This window comes from Leeuwenhoekiella blandensis MED217, from assembly GCF_000152985.1.
GTDB lineage: Bacteria > Bacteroidota > Bacteroidia > Flavobacteriales > Flavobacteriaceae > Leeuwenhoekiella > Leeuwenhoekiella blandensis.
In genome coordinates, this window is the sequence record NZ_CH672395.1 from 3174606 (window position 1) to 3193384 (window position 18779).

The following is an 18779-nucleotide window of genomic DNA, read 5'->3' on the forward strand; positions in this document are numbered from 1 at the left end:
GCCTCAAATAAGAGAGAACAAACAGCGAACAGAGAACAGCACATAAAAAACCCTTCCTCCAGACCTAAACCTGAAAGAAGGGTTAAATACATCTGGTAATCACAAGATTGTGATCCCTAGTTAAGGTCTCTTCGTTTTAAAATCCATGCTTTCAAGCGCTTAAGCAACCATTTTAAAACCAAAGAAACCACAAAACTCACACAAGCCCCTAGGCCTGCAAGCACAACGGCCTCAAAGACTTTGTCGCGGTGCAGACTGGGGAGTGTTGCAGCAAGCATTCCTCCCAGTGTACCCAGTTTTAAAGAAATACTACTGCTGCGCATCGGCTTCCTTAGTCTTCGCTTCCGATAGTCCGTCTGCAACCACTGCCTGACTTACTGCAGTAGCTACACTTCCGGCAACTACCGCATAACCGGCAATACTCAGCAACACAGCAGGGAGTGCTACGGGAGCTGCGAGCAAGGCCGCACCCCCACTGGCCAGACTAATCCCTACCGTACGCAGCATCCGGAAAAACCGCGGGGTGGGTTGCCGATAACGTTCTAAGATATTCATGAGTGTTATAGGTTATCGTTAAATAAACAGCCTCCTGTTCCTCCACCGCTTCACAGTAGAGGAGCAGTAAACGTTCCAGCGCAGGCTTGGCATGCAAACCTTGCGCAATACCCGTCAGCTCCAGCACCGGCACGATGCCCCCTTGCAGTTCATGAAGCCCATTCTTGTCTGCGTGCAACAGGACTTGCTTGCACCCGGGCACATCGCTAAGAGACAGATGATGCCCATACTGCTGCGACAGGCGTGGCAGTACTTCGTACCGCCCTTCAGGAATACAGGATAAGGCTTTACTACTATCCTGCCAAGGCTGCTCCATACAAAAACATACAAACCGCCCATGCACCTGCAAGACCCCATGCGTTCCCTTCGGGTAGTAGCTGCGGTGTAGTACCCACTCCATCTTAAGCCGATTGAGCTACCTGTACTACCGCCATGGCGTTATACGCCCCATTCTGCAGGGAGTACATCGTACCGTTGACCTCCTGGTAAAACTCAATGCTCAAGGCCTGTACCACACTCAACGTACTGTCTGCTGTGATATTCACTTCCAGATCGGTAACAGCGACTTCCGCATTTTGATAGGGTAAAATCCCGGTAGTCACGGTCTTAAAGAGCGACGTCTGTGCCTCAAAATCGAGTTCGCTTACTCCACAACTCAGCTTGTAATGCGTAGCCCCTGTGGGTGCTGCGATCTGTACCTTCGGATTGTAGGCCTCCAGCGTCAGTCCCACCGCTCCGGTTGCCCGGTCGTAGCGTACACTAAAGGGGGTAACCAGTGTGGTGCTTAACGGACTGTTGGCATTAAATTCAAAGCCGTTTAGAAAACCCAGTTCCCCTTCGGTCAGGTTGCGTTCCCCGCGCATAGAGATAGCATCGGTTTTGATGATCGCAAGCAATTGTGTAGTCAATCGGCTTACCACTTTTGGGTCTTTTGCCTGTTGCATCATGACCTGCATCGAATTGCGCAGCAGTTTTCCGCCTTTTCCGGCACGTCCAAATTCGGCCCCGTTCTCCCGGGTACGTTGAAAAGCAGGATCGGTCGCAATACGCTTGCCATCTACTCCTCCCTTAAAACGGGCCATATGCCCATCTGCACTTTTGTAAAAGGCAATATCCCCGATAGTGCCCTTCAACTTGATAATTCCAGCTTGTTTAGCCATAATAAAAAGATTTAAATTAGGTCACAAAGTAAATAGGCTTACGAGCGGAAAACCAGCAGCAGGGTACATCCGTGCCGATATTGCCGAAAATGTTCCTTTCTGCCGAATCTGCCGGTACATAGGAAGTAAAATCATCGTCTAACCCTGTAAAATTGAGGCTCAGGTACATCTTACATCGGGTAGCTTAAACAAAAGATGGAAAAACTATAAAAGAAATTTTAATCCTCAAGTTCTGTCTGTATAGTTTATTTAGGATTAAAAATTAGCTTTGTATAGCTATAACAGGATTTATTTATTAATCTGTATAGCTAATTTAGGACGGGTCAACGCCTAGGCATCCCCCAGGCAAAGCCTAGGATAGTGTATGAAGAGTGTATGAAAACGGCATTTGAAAAGTAGAAATTTAAGAATTCGTTAACAAATAATGAAATTGAGTATACCATTGATTTTTAAAATCTGGGGGCTCAAGAAAAGTATCGAGCATGTCACTTCGAGTGATTCTGGAGCGCCTTAGCGCGAGAGGATTGTATCGAGAAGTTGTTCTTAGTGGGCAGTCGCAGTAGGCAGTAGGCAAACCTTAGGCTGCTGTTTGCTATTCCGAATTAAAGTACAAAGTCAGAAGTACAAAATACAAATAAGCAACGCACGGTCACCTCGAGTGATTCTGGAGCGCCTTAGCGCGAGAGGATCGTATCGAGAAGCATTGTTAACTATAAACTCCCTAACTTCAAAGACTTCTCGATACAGTTGAACCCCAGCTAAGGCTGGTCTTCATCCACTCGAAGTGACATCACCCATACCCGAAGGGTAGCATGCAATCATAAATCCCTCGGTTCAGAATAGATGCTGGAAGCTCCGAAGGATAGGAGCGGTAGCGACGCGGAGCTGACAAGACGGTTTTTGCCTGATAAGGCAAAAAATTCCTAAGCGAGGGCGTCGTTTCTTTTCTGCATCCGACGACCGCAGGGAGAGGAATGCACCTGTTGTGCTCTGTAAAAATGCTAGTCGAATTAGTAATGGTAAAGAAAATGAACAGAACATGATTTAAAGTAAAACCTATCAAACTGACGTTAATACGTTAATATGAAAATCTCAAGCTACTAGCCTCAATGCATGTAGGAAAAAATATGAAACTACACCCCCTTATGTAACGCTATCAGCTCCCCTCCTCGTTGGGGAGGAGTGGCAGCAAGGCGCACATAGTGTGCAGCAGCTGACGGGGTGGTGTTGCCCCGTATGTACTAGAACCACCCCTGCCCTACTATGCGGGCTTTCCCCTCCTTTAAAAGGAGGGGAGCTTTGTTGTATTCTTTTATTTTTAATCCTTGTAATGAGATGCTGAAACAAGGTACTTATCGGGACAGTATGACAGCTTGTATTCATAAAAGTTAGACGCATCCATACCCGAAGGGTTTAATTTCCTTTTGGTCAGTATAGTAAGGGCATCCCGTTAAGAATTTTTGAAGCCTTGGAAGAAATTTAGGGATGCACTTACGGTTTTTGCGATAGCAAAAAATACCTATCCAAAAGGCGTCCTTTCTTTTGTTACTTTTCTTTGGAGAAGCAAAGAAAAGTAAGAAGTTAGAATCACTCAAACCAAGGATACGAGGTTCACGAGCACCCCTTAAAATAAAAACCCCGCGAGCTAAACCGAGGATACAAGGTTCACGAGCTCACGTAAAATAGAAATCAAGCGAGATAAATCGACGCTAGGAGATTCACGAGCTCCCGTGAAATAACAAACCCGCGAGTAAAGAAAATGAACAGAACATGATTTAAAGTAACTAGTATTCCAATGGTAAACTATGGCTCAGGCAGGCCAACTCCCAGTCAACTTCTAGGCATCCCCTAGGATGGTGTATGAAGAGTGTATGAAAACGCCAATGCAAACGCAGGATTTTAAGAATTCATTAACAGCTCTACTTTTTTGCTTTAATGCCCACCCCAAAATAAAAAAAACAAACAAAACCTATCGACTACAAGCTATAGGCTATGAGCGATCATAAAAACAACAAACAGAAAACAATAAACCTCAAACGGGCCTATCGACTAAAACCTATCGATTAACAGCCATCCACTCGAAACAGCAAACAACAAACCCCATAAACCAATCCCCAGTTCCTAATCCCCAATAACCCCAAACCACTCCATCCTATCAACTAAAAGCTATCGACTACAAGCTATAAGCTGTCATCCAAACTTCAACACGAAACAAAAAACACAAAACAAGAAATCAGGAACCACTCCACCCTATCGACTCATAGCTATCGACTACAAGCTATCATCCAAACTTCATCCCGCAACGGAAAACAAAGAACAACAAACCGTAAACAGAAAACCGTAAACAAAAAAAGGACACTGATCACAGCATCCTTTTTTAAATCTATCGACTAATAGCGAGTAGCTATAGACTACTTAAAAGCTCTTCTTAAACCGCTCCCATAAGGAAGGTTTGCTTTGGCCATAAGCATAACCGTACTTATTCCCATAGCCAAAGTTGGCGGTTTTTACATCGTTGATCACAAAACTAACGTCATGCAATTTCCCATCATTTTGTGCGTCTACAGCAAAATGGAGCAATTTCTTTTCCGTATACCCCGCACGGGTGACGTATAAGATCAAATCGGCATACTTGCTAATCAAAAAGGTATCAGCTACCAGCATAGAAGGTGCAGTATCAACGATCACATAATCAAACTGCTCCCGTAATTCCTGGATCATATGTCCAAACTTCGCCTGGTGTAACAATTCTGAGGGATTGGGCGGGATACTTCCTGACAACAAGAGTTTCAAATTCGGATGGAATTTAGAATCGCTGATCAGATTTTGCAACTGATGATCCTCGTTTACCAGGTAATCACTGATCCCCAAGAAGCTTTTAGACTCGGTATCATAACGTTGCAATTGGGGATTCCGTAAATCTGCCCCTATTATGACTACTTTTTTACCCGTATTGGCCAAGGTAACCGCCAGGTTGATCGAGGTAAAGGTCTTTCCTTCCCCTTTTACGGTAGAGGTGGTATAAATACAATAGCCTTGATCTTTGTTTTTAGCATTCACTAATAAATACTGCAAATTGGTGGTCATGATCCTAAAGGATTCAGCCAAAACGGAGCGGTCATTCTCGGTAACCAGGTCGATCTCCCCTTTGGGAATATTTGGCAATTCGCCTACTATAGGGATGCTTTTGGTGACCTTTTCAATATCTTCCCGACTCTCGATCTTATTATTGAGTAAACGTTTAATATAGATAACCCCAAATGGGATCCCCAAGCCTAAGATCAAGCCCAAGACTAAAATGATCAAAGGCTTGGGAGCAACCGGTTTATTCGAACTATAACCACTATCTACGATCTTGGCTTTAGGCATGGTAGCAGCTAAGGATAGCGAATTTTCTTCCCGCTTTTGCAATAAGAAAATATACAAGGCCTCCTTAATATTTTGCTGTCGCGAAATATCTCTAAACCTGCGTTCTTTTGAAGGTACTTTACTGATTTGCGAATCAATTAAAGAATTTTGACGCTCCAGATCATCCAGTGCGATTTGAAAATTTTGTTTGGTCTGTTGCAGTCCATTATAGATGGTCTGTTCCAGTTGTTCGATCTGTGCATTCAAGCGTTTTACAGCAGGATTTAGCTCGGTTGCGCCTTCCAGCAAGCGGTTTCTTTGTAAGATCGCATTGTTGTAATTCCCGATCTGTACATTTAAACCATTATTATCTAAGGCTATATTGCCGGGAAGTAAATCTGAAGCACGCCTATCATTTTCTAAAAACTCGATAAGCGCGTCAGAAAAAGCGATTTGTGTATTCAACTCCCGTTGCCGCTCGCGATACTCGCTGGCATTTTCTATAAAGAGCTTTGACTCTTCTTCAATATTGGTGAGGTTGTTGCGCTCTTTAAAATCCTCAAGCCCTACTTCAACCGTATCCAATTCGTTACTGATAATATCCAGGCGCTCGTTGATAAACTCTGCGGTACTTAGTGCAATTTGATTTTTATCTTCAATAGCTTCCTTATTATATTCAAAAATCAGTTGATTAAGAATATCCTCTGATTTTCTCTTAACCGTACTTTCCAGGCTCAACTCCAAAAAAGTCGCATTCTGCTCAAGCAGATTAACCTCAATCTCGTTTCTTAGATAGTCGGCAATGCCGTTTACCTCTCTAAAACTGATCAGGATGTTAAAACGCTCCTCATCAGGATCCACATTCAGGTTGGGGTTTCTTTTGATCACAACCTCTCCAAATCCCAGGTCTACCAGAGTTCCTAAAGCAATGTCTTTAGTAATCCCTAAGAAATCATTATGCACGTGCACCACTTCATCAGTAAAATTTCCGGTAAATTCAAATTCACCAGCCTCTTCTTTGACCAATTCCTGCAAGCGCTTATCGTCTTGTCGAACCACCTCTACAAGCAAGGGAGACTTTAGATAAAGTTCTTGACTTACAAAAGACGAATTATCAAAATAACGCACATTCAAATTAAGCGCTTTGATGGTGTTTTGCATCATACGATAGGACTTAAACATCCCGATCTCGTTTTCAATACTGTTGGTTCCCATCCCTCCCATCAATCCTAACTCGGCAAAATTTGCCAGGCCTGCAGATGGGGTCTTTCCTTCATCATCTTTGATGATCACACTGGCGACTGTTTTATATTTGGGGATGGTCAGCTTTAAATAAACAAAAGCTAAGCCCAAAGCCAAAATTCCACTGAGTACAAACCAGGGCCAGTACCTAAGGTACTTACCCAATTCCTCTCTTAAATTGAAATCCTCCTCGTTATTGTTTAAGCTTTGCATAAATTCCTTTATTTATCGAGATATTAATACCATTAATGAAACCAGTACGGAAGCTACTGATATATACACAGAAGCATTTCGGTTATAACTGGCCGCTTGGCGTTGAGGGCCGTTAGGCTCTACATAAACGATATCATTTTGCTTTAAATAATAAAAAGGGGATTCCACAATGCCAGGCTCGGTAAGATCCAACGTCGCCTGCAGCATTTTTCCATCCTGTTCTCTAAGCACCTTTACGTTTTTACGTCTACCATATATGGTTAAATCGCCTGCCAATCCTAAAGCTTTAGGTAAACTCAGGTATTCATCACTAATGCTAAAGGTTCCCGGGCGCGCGACTTCCCCCAATACCGTAACCTTGAAGTTGGAGATTCTTACGATCACCATAGGGTCTTTTACATAAGCGGCGATGCGTTCTTTCAATAAGGCAGCCAGCTCCTTTCGGGTCAACCCATACACCTCGATTTTACCTAAAACGGGAAAATCGATCTCCCCTTCCGGATCTACGAGATAGGTTTGCACCTGTGCTTGTGTCCTGTTTGGGATCAAATTATTGTCTAATATCGTCCCGGTACCCACCATAGGTAAGTTAAAGGGAATGGCTGTTTCCTGCTCTAAGGCAGTTACCGTGATCGCTAGTTGATCGTTATAGGTTATGGTAGGATTAGAGGCTTCAGACAGCTTTAATTCCTGAATTTGCTGCTGCACTTCTTCTTCATCATAAAAATAAACAATCTCTTTTCGGGACACACAAGACCCCATGCTGAGTATCAGTAAAAGCAGTCCTAGACTGTATTTAAATCGAAGTAGCAATCTCATATAATGTTTGTTAAAGTTGCGAAAATAAGATTTCCCTTTTAAATCAATATGCTTTTTCTTCACCTTTTACCGCATTGACTACGGTAAAGTATATAATTTTAAGGTCCAGACGCAAAGACCATTTTTCTACATAAAAAATATCCAAACGCGTCCTGTTGATGATGTCACTCTGCTCTACGATCTCCCCGCGATAGCCGCGTACCTGTGCCAATCCGGTGATTCCCGGCTTTACAAAATGACGTACCAGATATTTATCTACCGAGGTCTGATATTTTTCGGTATGCACCTCCATATGCGGGCGCGGCCCTACCACACTCATATTACCTAATAAGACATTATAAAACTGTGGCAATTCATCAATACTAGTCTTGCGTAAAATACGTCCCAGCTTGGTCACCCGCTTATCGTTCTTGGTCATCATCTTGGTATCGGCATCCGCCGTGGTGGCCATGGAGCGAAATTTATAACACCAAAACACCTTCCGGTTCACCCCGTGCCGTTTTTGCTTAAAGAACAAAGGCTCATTAGAATCAAAACGCTGCAACAGGTAGACAATGGGGCTCAACCAGGACAGAAACCCCACAATGACGATAAGGGCAAAAACCACATCAAAAATCCGTTTAACCACCTTCGCATAAGGCGTTTCTAAGGGTAATTCCCTTAGATTAAGTACAGGTACATTATCGTAGAGCTCGATCTTCATCGCCCGGGTAAAGATCTCTTTATTATCGGGGATGATCTTAAGTTTGATCAAATTATTATCGGCAAAAGCCATCAAATTGAACAGCTGCGGCTGAGACAAACGCGAAGCGATACAAAAGATCTGTTCTACTTGATTATTTTTAAAATAGGCGAAGGCTTCTTCAACCTTCCCAAGGTAGGTGGGACTTTTAGAATGACTGTTATCAAAATACCCCAAGTACCGGTAGCCCAAGTCGGGCTCATCAAAAACTTTACGTATTTTTTTAAGATTCCGGTCCCTGCCGATCACAACCACCTTAACCGCATTCCCCCCTACTTCCCGATACTTTGCACGCGTATAGTAAAACAAAATACGATAGGCAAACAAGCTTCCAAACAAACCCAAAAGTAGATATGCATGATATTGGGCAGATCCCAAAGGCGTAGCGCTTAAACTGAACCAGGCAAAGTAGCCTAAAGTAAACAACAGATACAGCTGTATGGGTTTATGAAAATTGGTAAAAAAGCGCTCTTTCCGCGAGGTGGGATAATAGTCTATCGCATAGGCGCTCAACAACCAGGTCGCATTAAAAAATAAGATCGAATTGAGGTTAAAATACAATTCCGGGATAAACCAAGCCAAAAAGCCATTGATCAAGAGCAAATGAATGACAATAGTAACCGGTACAATAAGTTCTGAGCGTTTCATGCGGTAGTGCGTACTTAGTGAGTTAGCATTTTAAAAAGAATTGTAGTTGGCATTTTTCCTCCCTTCTAGGGTTTTTGAATTTTAAGAAGCTGTTCAAAATAAGTTATAGTTTCTGTAAGCCCTTCCCGTAAGCCCGTTTGAGGCTGCCAGCCGTTAAGCAATTCTCGAGCTTTGGATATCTCGGGGCGACGCTGTTGCGGATCATCCTGAGGTAAAGGCTGAAACACCAATTTTGAGGAAGATCCTGTCAAATCAAGAATGCTTGCTGCCAATTGCAACATGGTACATTCATGAGGATTCCCCAGATTCACCGGGCCTGTTACCTGCACATCGGTACCCATTAAGGCGGTGAGACCGGTGACCAGATCGTCTACATATTGAAAACTTCGGGTTTGACTCCCATCGCCAAAAATGGTCAGGTTTTTACCTTCCAGGGCCTGTACGATAAAATTAGAGACCACCCGTCCATCATGGATATTCATATGGGGGCCGTAGGTATTGAAGATTCGGGCGATCTTGATCGCCACCCCGTTTTGCGTATGGTAATCCATAAACAAGGTCTCGGCACAGCGTTTCCCTTCATCATAGCAGGAACGCGGCCCTATAGGGTTCACATGCCCCCAATAGCTTTCGGGTTGCGGGTGTACCGCCGGGTCTCCATACACCTCTGAGGTACTCGCCTGTAAGATCTTCGCCTTTACCCGCTTGGCAAGCCCCAACATGTTGATCGCCCCCATCACCGAAGTCTTAACGGTTTTAATAGGATTGTATTGGTAATGTACCGGGCTGGCAGGGCAGGCCAGATTATAGATCTCGTCTACTTCGGCATAATAGGGCTCTGTAATATCATGACGGATCAATTCAAAATAAGGATTGGTTAACAAGGGAACGATATTTTCCTTATTCCCTGTAAAATAATTATCCAGACATAGAACTTCGTTCCCATCTTGAAGCAGCTGTTTACAAAGATGGGATCCGATAAACCCGGCGCCCCCGGTAACTAAAATACGCTTCATAAAGAATTAGCCTTGTTTTATTTTTGAAGCCTGCGTTAAACAAGAAAGCATATACTCCCGATACTGTTTGTTGATAAGCTCCCAGGAGTAAATATCCTCTATTTTTTTCCAGTTCCTATCTACAAAATGCGTATAGCTTTTTTTCTGAATCGTTCTGATGCTTTCTGCCACATCATCGGCATGGCTAAAATAAAGTGCCTCCTCCCCCAGAATAGACTTATTAAAGATATTATCATTCGCCACCAGCAGGGCTCCCGAAGCCATAGCTTCTAATAAGGATGGATTGGTCCCGCCTACCGTATGCCCATGAAAATAAAGGTTACTATAGTATCTTAAATTGTTCAACACCTCGAGGTTGTAAACACCGCCTACAAAACGGATGTGGGTAGCCTCCTTAAATTTATCCTTTAAATAAGCGCCATAGGCTGTATTATGATTCCCTATAACCAAAAAGGGAACCTGCTCCCCACTGGAGACGACGCCATCCAAAATAACCTCTATACTGTTTTCCGGCTCTAAACGGGCCACCAGCATATTGTACCCATAGGGAAGCACGTCATAAGCCTCAATGTGTGTGGGTTCAGGTGTTTTAAATACGTGAGCGCCATAAGGAATATACATGGAAGTTGCCCCATAGGCATTTTGCAGATGCTCCTGGATCCCTACCGAATCGGCGATCAAATAATCGCTGGTTGTAATGGCCAAAGATTCTGCAAACTTAATAAAGCGACGTACCGGTTTGCTGAATTTGGTTCGTTTCCACTCCAGTCCATCCATATTGGTGACGATCACCGCTCTTTTAGGCAAGAGCCTTCCCCATACCGAACTGCTAGTATAGCCCAGTTGCAAGACAACATCAAAGTTTCGCTTGCGCGCATCACGTATACAATTGAGATCATAAAGAAATTGCCCCGCCGTTCCCAGTTGATCTTCCGGATCTTTTTGATGGATCAGGTGCACGCCCTTCCAGGTGGTTTCCTGATACGGATGCGTATGGGAGTTATACACATAAACCTCATCGCCCTGAGTCACAAGATACTGCGACAAATACTCTGCAAATTGCTCAAAGCCTCCGTAATGATTGGGGATCCCGCGTGTTCCTAAAATTCCTATTTTCATTTCTTTTATTTTATGGGAGTATTTAATCCTTCTTTTAAACCGTCTAGGAGGGTTGTTCCTAATACCTCAGATGGGGTTAGCCAGGCGCCCTCTGCATATTCATTCCAGGCATAGAGCATAATAAGTTTTTTCTTAGACACTGACTCTTTATGAGTATCTACCCAGACCCTTGTAGCAAGTACCGCCTTTTTAACAGATTTAGCCGAAAACCCACTGAATATTTTAGCGCCGGAGTGCTTTTGCATCGGACGCGGGTCCCAATTTAAGGTAACCGTGGGAATTTGTTTCAAACTAGTCAACTTAGATTTTAAACTCCATAATTTTTGTTCTTTAGCAGCCATGCGCTCAATAGATTCAATTCTCTTTTTAGAATACTCAAATCCAAATTTCTGATGATTATAACCTGTAATATAATTAACCCCACATAATTCTGCCTTTTTAATCATTTCAGGAGTCCCGGCATCACAAACCGAAATTTCCACACCATTAAATCCTGATTTTATGGCCTCACTTCTAAGAAGTGAAAATGCTTTCTTTATAGCTTCAGTTGTTTCAAAAGTATCATAGAGACTTTTCAATGAAAAAAATGATAAAAGGGGTTTCCCTAAATCTGATTGCATATAAAAATCATCAGACATCAATTCTACCCATCTTTTAACCAATAAAGGCCAATCTTTCTTCTTCAACTTGTACCCAATATGATTTGTCACCATAATCGTATAGTTCATATCGTATCGATTATCTACATCTCTAAAAATTTTTAATGCATTATTTTTTGAGTCATTACCGACACTGCTCCTCGTTTCACGAGGATTATAATACCAACAAAAATTAAAAAAATCGATCCCGGCTTCTGAGGCCAATCGCATTTGCTCTTCCAAAACTTCCGGGGTACTGGTTACCCAGCCCCAGATGGGTTTACGCTCCGGAAAATCCTCTTTTAAACGTGCACTTGCATGCATGGTTTTTCCGGTCCAGCCATCAAAATAATAGGCGCCTACAGTAACCTCCTTCGTAGTTTGACAAGAAGCAAACTGCACGCTAACAAAAAAAAGAATAAGAAAATAAGCAAAAGGAATTTTAAAAAACATCATCTAGGGCAGTGGTTAAGCTTTGTGTTGAAAATTGCATTTTAAAACGTTGATATCCCTGTAAACCATGCTCCCGTATCAAATGCCTATCCTTGAAATAGCACTGAAGACACTTAATAAAATCCATCTGCGAATTCGGTGTAAACAACAACCCGGTCTCTTTATGTATCACAATTTCAGAAAGCCCTCCGTGATCTGCAGCGATCACCGGCTTGGCAATACTCATGGCTTCAATGGCGATACGTCCAAAGGGCTCCGGCTTTTTACTGGGTACCAGCAGTACATCGGCTTCCTGATAATAGGGTTCAGGATCGGGGACAAAAGCTATAAAACGTACCTTATCCTGCAGCCCGTAGGCCTGCACCTTTTCTTTTAATTCGGCCAACAAGTGCTCATTGCCTTCAAAAACACTTCCTAAGATAGTTAGGGAAAACGGCTGCTCTGCATCCAATTGTGAAAAAGCCTCAACAGCAAAATCCTGTCCCTTCCAATCGTTGATTCGCCCTACCAGCAAAAACTTTAAAGGCTGTGCTACCTCCACCTCATTTACAGGTACTCCCGCATAATTAAAACCTTCAAACGCATTGTATACCACCTGCCCGCGTTTGACCTTCTTAAAAGCAGCAGCAGTGCTTTTAGAATTATACAGTGCCAAGACCTTCCCGGCATTGATAAAAAAAGTAAAAAAACGCGTAAGCCATTTATCGGGGATTTCCCGTACGTGTAAAATATTCCGGTTCTTAAGCACTAAGGCAAGTAGATAGAAATCCATGACCACAGTGGTATTGCAATACACGATATCTGCCTGTTTAAAGCGCTTATATTTCGAAGGCAGTTTAAAAAGTGGAAAAATCAATTTCCCCCACTGTAGCTTTTTTATCCAAACCTTTCGCAGAATACAAAGCCGGGTAATCTCTACCTGCACTTTCAGCTTTTGCAACTCCGACACCAAGGGGCCATGCATCGGTAAAAGCACAAGAATATCAGTAACATCTTCCCGCTCCGAAAAATACGTGACTACCTGCAAAAAACTACGGTCAGAACCATACAATTCTGCACTTTGATGTAAACAGATTATCTTCATAAACTAAACTCTTTGGGCTCCTTTTTTAAGGTATACTATTTTCAAACCTTCTATAAATCGAATGAGGTTCAAATAATACTTAACCGTAAAGGCCTTAATACGAATATCAAAAGGCTTGTTTCTAGACCAAGACCACGTACGTATGGGAGGAACCAAAAACCGAAAGACTTGAATGAATTCACTTCCTTTGACACTCTTGACATTACCCGTAATTCTTTTACTTTTATTCACTAAAACTCTCATGGTATCTCGTGCCGGATGATTGATAATAACATCTTCCTTATATTCAATAGGCAAATTCATGCTCTTAGCCCGTATTGACCATTCGTGGTCTCCTCCTGAAAACAAGGTATCATTAAAAGTTCCTACTTTGTCTTCTTGAAATAAGTAACTATAAGCAAACATATTTCCGGTTACGCTAGCACCTAAAGTAGCTGCAATATCTTGCCTAAACGCATATACACTCTCGTAAACCTCTGCCCAGTTTCGCCTTTCAGAGGTATAGAACAATTCGATATGTCCTGCAATGCGTTTTAAGGAGGGTTCTTTTTTAAAATGAGCAACCGCATTCATTATCCAGTCCTTGTCAGCAATGCAATCTGAATCGGTAAAGGCAAGCAATTCTCCTTTAGCCAATTGAAGCGCCTTATTACGTGCAGCATAAGAACCGGGCTTCGCTTCTTCCAACAGCGCTACATTAGGTTCAAAATTAATGGTTTCAGGACATGGATCTTCAGGAGCATTATTCACCACAAGAACCTCAAAATCATCTTGTGCATAACTTTGATCTCTTAAAGAGGCTAGACACAAAGCCAGCCTTGACCAGTCGTGATAGGTAGGAATGATTACAGTTACAAACATAAATTACAATTTAATACAAACTTTAAAGATCATTTCTATTTAGGCTTTATTAAATACTTTTAAAGCACTGATTCGTAAGGCACGTGTAACGAAGGGTAAAAGTTGTTTAATGTATTTATAAGTTTATAATAGAGATACAGTCCAAAAACACAATATGCTAATAAGCGAGTATCTTTTTTGATAAAATTATTAGAAAACAAAAATTCAGCAAAAAAAGGGAAGCCGAGTATAAAGAATGTAGACACACGAGCAAATTGGGTCATTGAATTTCTAAAAAACTCCGAAATCATGAAGTAGAATAAATAGCTATTGTAAAATACATTTATATTAAGGCTTCCTTTATACGTCTTCCTTATTTCGGTAAAAAGATAGAGAATAAAAAGGGAAAGAAGAATACTTGCTAAGCCAAGGCTATAATTTTCCAGATTCCCACCAAAGTTCATATAAACTTGTATCCTATGAGTAAAAGAATACCCAATTCCAATTTTTGTTAAGATATCTACAACCCCACCCATTATTGCCATTTGAATTGACCGAGTACCTAGAACGACGACTGAAAAGAACAATATATAGGCGATATTGCTCTTAATCCTTATATTCAATAAGTAATAAAAAGGAAAAAATAAATAGCTCGACTTATGAAACGTAGTCGCTATCAATACCGTAATAATAAAAGGTAAGAGTTTACGGGCAATTAAAAACCTATATGAATAAATTATAAAAGCAGCCGCAAAAACTTGCCTTACTGGAAAAAAGGCAGATGTAAATAAGATCATTGCAAAAACTAAGATGGGTTTAGCAGAAAACCTTACTACAATTTTATAATAGGATACTAATATAAGGAAATTTGTAATTAATAAAAAACCAGTATAGTCAAAACCTAAAGACTTGATTAGAACATTAAGAAAAACATATCCAAATTCTAGGACTTCATCACTCGTTTCATACCGAGAGAATGTGAAAATATTATTCCAGTCGGCATATTGAAATACCTCTAAAAATTGCTGCCAGTCAGTGCCCGTCTCCCACCTTAAACCTCTAAACAAAGTAAAAATTAAGACAAAAAATATCAAAACCACCTTTTTTTCTGATTTTGACCGTTCCTTTCTGTCAAATAACACGATACTCAATAAGAGTAAACTATATAAAAATATATAAACAAACACTAATCTACAAATTACAATTCCCTACAAAATCCCTTATCATAAAGACTTGTATACTTTCTCTAAGCTATCAACGACTTGAGCTACAGAATGATTTTGCTGCATATAATCGAGTAGATTCTTACCAAATTTATTAAGCTCTCCTTGAGCATTCTGAGCTTTTAAAATAGCGGTTTCCAGCGCCTCCTTATGAGTAGCTACCGTACTATAAGAATAAGTAAACACAGACGTTCTTAAAGTTTCATCCAGATCCTGAAGCGTACCAATATCCGGGCATATAACACTCCTAGCATAAGAGAACGCAAGCAATACCGTACCCGAATTGAGGCTACTTCTTAGATCATAAGGAAGCACTAGTGCATCACAGGCATTTAAATAGCCGGGTATGAGATCGTCTGGTATAAAAGTGAGTTCCAGATGTATATTAGATACATTCTTTACCAAATGCTCTAATTGAATACCGTATTCTACAGAAACCGGTTTACCCGCAATGGTAAGCTCTATAGTTGACACTTCCAAATTTTTGACCACTTCAATAAGCAACTCTATATTTTTATAGGGCTTCACCGCTCCCATAAATAAGAGCTTTAATGTTTTGGAGTCATCTTTCTCAATTGCAGCCTCCATAGGCCCATATTCATTGATGTAATCGGGATGCGGACAATAAAAAACCTTGTTCTCGTCAACACCATAATCATTTTTGAGAATTACTTGAGACAGTTTGCTGTGTATGACGATCGCCTTAGATTGTTTTATAAGTTTGGTCAATAATAACTCATGCAACTTCTGAAATCGTTGATCATGAGGCATTCTATTATGCATGGTCCAAACAATTTTTTTTCTTAAAACCTCCAGAAGGAGGAGTTTTGTATATTGCTTTAAAAACGATTGTAACAAAGCTATACGCGATTCTCCCACAATACTTTCAAACCAATTGAGGTGGATGATTTTAACATTTCTATATTTCAACAGATTCCCTAAAAAAGTAGGCAGACTCAAAATATGATACCCCTGTTTACGAAGCCCAGTGGCGATTTTAACTACATATCTATTGGTAAAACTTGTACAAGGATCATATACTATTTTCACTTAACAAAAGTTTTTTGCTGAAAGGGTTAAAACTTTATTTAAAGATATCATGTAGTCTATTTTTGCGATATATTTCATACTCATCAAAATCAAAAAAGCCAGAACTAATACTTTAACCATACCCTCAGTTAGTAATTGACGATTTTAGTGTCATTAAGAATATTATAGAGACAAATCTTTATTAAGCCTATCTATCTGAACCTTAATCTTTTCATCTGCTAGAGCCAACTTAGAATCTTCAGACAAGCTATAAACAAGCCCTCTATTCTTTGAAAATCTTTCGCGCATTAATTCCTCTACCTTTTTTTTATTTAAATTTTCAAGAGAAAATTTATACCCACTCAATTTCTTACTCCATTTATTTAACCTACCACTCTTTGTATAAAAAGGGAAAAAGCTCACTTCTCCTTTATCAATATTCAGTGAAGATTTCCAATCTTCCCATTTAAATTCAGACACTCTACCTCCTTCTGTATGAGGGGAGGAGAGTACAAAACGATGCCAAGGTACTCTTAAAGCATCAGCAAGTATAGCCCCATGCATAGCCTCAGTGATCAGAAATTCGCTTTGTGCTATTTCTTTCAAAGTCTCTTCAACTCCATTTTCTGAATGGGGTGAAATGTAATGAATACCCAAATCTGCACATAAAGTTCTCCAATCAAAATACTCTACCGAATGAAAATATGGCATCAAGCTAATTTTGTACTTTTTTTGTTGATTGATATATAAAGATTCAAAATTGTCAATATGCCGTATAGCATAGGCAGCGTCAGTTATATATTCATATTTATTATTTAAACTAGCAGAGGATAAGGGACCTCTTAAAAAGCGTATATCCCAAGTAGGATCTATTTGAAAATGACTATAATCTGATGCAGGACGAATCCCACTACCAAAAACTATTTTATTTTCGCTTTGTAATTCCTTTATATTCTTATTGCCATTGTGAAGTATGGATCCTATCCCCAAAAAATAAGTATCCTGTAAAACTTGAGAAACATCCCCCCAAAGTTTCTCCCACAACCAAGGATTGAGGTCATCTCCAAAATTACCCTTAGGAGATTTAAAATATAAATAATGCATAAAAGTCTTTACTTAGAATGTATTAATGATTTAATTTTTAAATAAAATGCTGACACTAAATGCTTCTCCTTTTGATTGAGTCCTGCATAATAAAAAATTAATGAATAGATTACTGAGGAAAGGATCGCGGTAAGAATGAACCTATACTCAAAATGAATAAATCTTACTAAAAAAAAATTACAAACAACTACCGCTAATAAGGGAATAAAAAGCTTAAGAAGCACCTCTCTTAAATAGATCATATAAGAAAAAGAAAGCTTTATTTTTGCAATACACAACCGTAAAACACAGGCAAACAATTCTATAAACGCATAAGTCATCAGTACCGTTTGCGGTTCAAAGTCTCCAGTTTTTAACAATAGGTAAGCCAAGGGTAAATTTAAGAGTATGACACTCCCCACCACGATCTGATAGAGCTTTATATCCCCATAAGCCTGTAAAGCCGATTGCACCCCAATGGTAAGTTGATTAGCTAAGGCTCCTATCAAAATAAGCTGACAAAATACTACAGTATATGGAGGCACCTCTTTTAACCAAAATTTCAGAATTGCTTCCATTTCAAAAATGATGGGAATCGCAAAAAAAGAAAGTAAGAAGAAACCAAATTTACTCGCCATCATCGACAGGCGCAGCATCCGTTCTCGGTCACCAGCCCCTTCACTTTTCATGATTTGCGGGTTAAGCGCCCTTAACATGGTTCTTGAGAAAAATTGGAGTTGAGAACCTACTTGATTAGCAATCCCGTAAGCCGCGTTGACCACTGTGCCGAAAAACAGGTTTAAGATCAAGGCCAACCCCTGATTCCGCCCCATACCACATAAGGCTCCAAACAAATTCCAGCCCGCAAAACCTGCTAGTTCTTTTACAAAGCCTGTCTCAGGTTTCATCACACCCTTAAACGTACATTCGGGATATTTTTTAAAACAAAATACGCTATATAAGCCAAAACTCACCACCACGATACTTGCGGTTAAAATCCCATACACCACCAAGCGATCTGAACTCAAGGTATATAAAAACAACGCAATGCCTAATTTAAGCAGGGTCTCTACGATATTCACAAAGGCTACCCACAACATATTCTCATGCGCGATAAGCAACCCATTAAAAGGCACGGTAATCACCGTAAAAAAAACCGTAACGGCCATATAATGGTAAATGATCCGGGCACTATCAATACGATCTGCAGGGATGTTTAAAAAACCATCAAACAAAAACATGCCCGCCACTTCCAAGCCTATCACAATTATTGCTCCTATGACGATATGCAAAAAGAAACTGTTAGTAAACACTTCCTTCTGCTTTTGCAAATCCTTCCGCCCCTGATGAAAAGATAAATACCGTTGCGAAGAAGTTGCCATTGCCGTATTGAGAAAGGAAAGCATCAAAACGATCCCGGCGACCAGATTATAGATTCCATAATCGGTACTCCCCAAGGCATTCAGCACCAGACGCGTTGAATACAGGGTGATTCCCATAGTCAACAGCATGCGTCCGTAAAGAATTAAGGTATTGGCGGCTACCCGGTTGGCTGCGTTCAAGACTA

Annotated in this window: 16 protein-coding genes; all 16 read right to left on the reverse strand. The window is 40.8% G+C overall.

Going from position 1 to position 18779, the window contains the following annotated elements; all coding sequences use genetic code 11:
- Positions 1-116: 116 nt before the first annotated feature.
- A complete protein-coding gene (locus tag MED217_RS13400) occupies positions 117-323 on the reverse strand; it encodes a hypothetical protein (RefSeq protein ID WP_040532859.1) in 207 nt (68 codons plus the stop codon).
- A complete protein-coding gene (locus MED217_RS13405; RefSeq protein ID WP_009781077.1) occupies positions 310-507 on the reverse strand; it encodes a hypothetical protein in 198 nt (65 codons plus the stop codon). Before MED217_RS13405 ends, MED217_RS13400 begins: the two co-directional genes overlap by 14 nt.
- A complete protein-coding gene (locus tag MED217_RS19035; protein ID WP_009781078.1) occupies positions 485-955 on the reverse strand; it encodes a DUF5675 family protein in 471 nt (156 codons plus the stop codon). Before MED217_RS19035 ends, MED217_RS13405 begins: the two co-directional genes overlap by 23 nt.
- Before the next feature lies 1 nt (position 956).
- Positions 957-1715 carry a hypothetical protein gene (locus tag MED217_RS13415; RefSeq protein ID WP_009781079.1) on the reverse strand — a complete coding sequence of 253 codons (759 nt, stop codon included), beginning with the start codon at positions 1713-1715 and terminating at the stop codon, positions 957-959.
- Between the two features lie 2415 nt (positions 1716-4130).
- Positions 4131-6518: a GumC family protein gene (locus tag MED217_RS13420; protein WP_009781080.1), complete on the reverse strand. Its 2388-nt coding sequence runs from the start codon at positions 6516-6518 to the stop codon at positions 4131-4133.
- Between the two features lie 12 nt (positions 6519-6530).
- Positions 6531-7337, reverse strand: coding sequence for a polysaccharide biosynthesis/export family protein (locus MED217_RS13425; protein WP_040533623.1), 807 nt, complete (start codon positions 7335-7337; stop codon positions 6531-6533).
- 43 nt (positions 7338-7380) lie between these two features.
- The gene (locus tag MED217_RS13430; RefSeq protein WP_009781082.1) at positions 7381-8727 is read right to left on the reverse strand and encodes an exopolysaccharide biosynthesis polyprenyl glycosylphosphotransferase; all 1347 of its coding nucleotides are present in this window, start codon (positions 8725-8727) and stop codon (positions 7381-7383) included.
- A 65-nt stretch (positions 8728-8792) separates the two neighbouring features.
- Positions 8793-9743, reverse strand: a complete 951-nt coding sequence (locus MED217_RS13435; protein WP_009781083.1) for a UDP-glucuronic acid decarboxylase family protein — start codon at positions 9741-9743, stop codon at positions 8793-8795.
- Positions 9744-9749: 6 nt separating this feature from the next.
- A complete protein-coding gene (locus MED217_RS13440; RefSeq protein WP_009781084.1) occupies positions 9750-10862 on the reverse strand; it encodes a DUF1972 domain-containing protein in 1113 nt (370 codons plus the stop codon).
- Between the two features lie 5 nt (positions 10863-10867).
- A complete protein-coding gene (locus tag MED217_RS13445; protein WP_083778023.1) occupies positions 10868-11956 on the reverse strand; it encodes a glycoside hydrolase family 99-like domain-containing protein in 1089 nt (362 codons plus the stop codon).
- Positions 11943-13037, reverse strand: coding sequence for a glycosyltransferase family 4 protein (locus MED217_RS13450; protein WP_009781086.1), 1095 nt, complete (start codon positions 13035-13037; stop codon positions 11943-11945). The genes MED217_RS13445 and MED217_RS13450 overlap by 14 nt, the downstream gene beginning before the upstream one ends.
- A gap of 3 nt (positions 13038-13040) precedes the next feature.
- Positions 13041-13898, reverse strand: a complete 858-nt coding sequence (locus tag MED217_RS13455) for a glycosyltransferase family 2 protein (protein WP_009781087.1) — start codon at positions 13896-13898, stop codon at positions 13041-13043.
- Positions 13899-13957: 59 nt separating this feature from the next.
- Complete coding sequence (locus MED217_RS19380; protein ID WP_394330430.1) at positions 13958-15064, reverse strand: EpsG family protein; 1107 nt, start codon at positions 15062-15064, stop codon at positions 13958-13960.
- A gap of 36 nt (positions 15065-15100) precedes the next feature.
- Entirely contained in the window at positions 15101-16150 is a 1050-nt protein-coding gene (locus MED217_RS13465) for a glycosyltransferase family 4 protein (protein WP_009781089.1), read from the reverse strand.
- A 162-nt stretch (positions 16151-16312) separates the two neighbouring features.
- Positions 16313-17233 carry a polysaccharide pyruvyl transferase family protein gene (locus tag MED217_RS13470; RefSeq protein WP_009781090.1) on the reverse strand — a complete coding sequence of 307 codons (921 nt, stop codon included), beginning with the start codon at positions 17231-17233 and terminating at the stop codon, positions 16313-16315.
- A gap of 8 nt (positions 17234-17241) precedes the next feature.
- On the reverse strand, positions 17242-18774 hold the full coding sequence (locus tag MED217_RS13475) for an MATE family efflux transporter (RefSeq protein WP_009781091.1): 1533 nt from the start codon (positions 18772-18774) through the stop codon (positions 17242-17244).
- Between the last annotated feature and the right edge of the window lie 5 nt (positions 18775-18779).